General features: G+C 32.1%; 1 protein-coding gene, 1 rRNA gene and 2 pseudogenes. 2 read left to right on the top strand and 2 right to left on the bottom strand.

The annotated features are described in order from the left end of the window. Both rrf and FTU65_RS16145 read left to right on the top strand, forming a co-directional pair. Positions 1-103, top strand: a 5S ribosomal RNA gene (gene rrf, locus FTU65_RS16150); the annotation flags it as partial. Positions 104-354: 251 nt separating this feature from the next. Continuing rightward, positions 355-795, top strand: coding sequence for a hypothetical protein (locus tag FTU65_RS16145; protein WP_078191038.1), 441 nt, complete (start codon positions 355-357; stop codon positions 793-795). Between the two features lie 11 nt (positions 796-806). On the opposite strand, the pseudogene FTU65_RS16140 reads toward FTU65_RS16145, so the two are convergent. Next, positions 807-1,133: pseudogene (locus tag FTU65_RS16140) on the bottom strand (roadblock/LC7 domain-containing protein); the annotation flags it as partial. Between the two features lie 9 nt (positions 1,134-1,142). Further along, positions 1,143-1,258, bottom strand: a pseudogene (locus FTU65_RS16135) (transposase); the annotation flags it as partial.

Below are 1,258 nucleotides of genomic sequence, written 5' to 3'. Positions count from 1 at the left end.
AGCAAGAGTGAACCACCTGATCCCTTCCCGAACTCAGAAGTGAAACCTCTTAGCGCTGATGGTAGTGTGGGGTTACCCATGTGAGAGTAAGTCATCGCCAGCTCATTATTCGAAACACCCCCTGATATCTCAGGGGGTGTTTTTTTTATGCGGGGAAAAAGAGAAAGTTATCAAAATAGAAAAATAATAAGAGAAGCAAATTCAAAAAATAGGAAAACGAGAGATATTTAAAGAAAATAAAACTAAAATGCTCAATCCATTTATATCATTTTAAAATCTTTTGCTAATGAAAATGTGTAATAAATCAATATAATAAAATCGTTTGTCTCATTAATAATATATAGGGTATTTAAGATGTTTTTAAAAAAATTATTAGCTACAGTTTTATTTGCATTTGTTTCTTTCAATACTACAGCTGGTGTGTATCAGGATAAACTAAGTGAATGTTTGGTAAATAAAATTTCAGCAGAAGAGAGTCAGAACTTAACGGCTTGGATTTATTTGGCATTTTCAGCACATCCAGAAATTTCTAAATATAGTAAAGTGACGTCCGCTGAGATGCAAAAAATTGATAAAAATATGGCAAATTTATTTCAAGATTTATTTACTAAACGTTGTAATGCTGAAATCAAAGCTGTTACAGAAAATGAAGGAACAAATGCTTTGGGTAAAGCATTTGAACTATTGGGGAATCGTGCAGCTGAGAACCTGATGAAAAATCCAGTTGTTGAAAAACGTATTGCATCATTTGCACAATATTTTGATGAAGATAAAATGCGTGAATCGATGAAATAATTTGAATCGGACTAGGCGAATGTATTTGACAGTTGATATTCGCTTAGTTCATTACTCACTCTTTTTAAAGAATATAATAATTGCCCTAATAATACATTTTTTGATGTCAAGACAACTAATATCATAGGGTGCTGAGGGTGAGAGATCGCTGTGAGTAATGCTTTACCATTTTCTGCATCTAATGTAATGGTTTGACAACCGACTAAATTAATTTCATTAGTAAAAGCTTGAACCATTGCTAAGATTGAACTGCTTACAGCTGCAAGTTTTCCAGAATTTTCAATATTTTTCTTTTCTATAGATTTTAATTCAAAACCATCAGTTGAACATAACATCATAAGTTGTCATTAAAAAGTAAACATGTATTCTTTTCCGAATTGGTTTGATACTTTCTCCACCCATTGCTCTATTTTATCAGCTGTCATGACTTGAAAATCTCGCCAATAATATTTCATCTGCTTCC

This window comes from Acinetobacter sp. YH12129, from assembly GCF_013418685.1.
GTDB lineage: Bacteria > Pseudomonadota > Gammaproteobacteria > Pseudomonadales > Moraxellaceae > Acinetobacter > Acinetobacter amyesii.
Note: the sequence above shows the minus strand (reverse complement) of the source record. Positions and strands in the feature narration are given on the sequence as shown.

Coding starts and splice junctions, on each gene's coding strand:
- FTU65_RS16145 (WP_078191038.1), top strand. CDS start 355: ATGTTTTTAAAAAAATTATTAGCTACAGTTTTATTTGCATTTGTTTCT.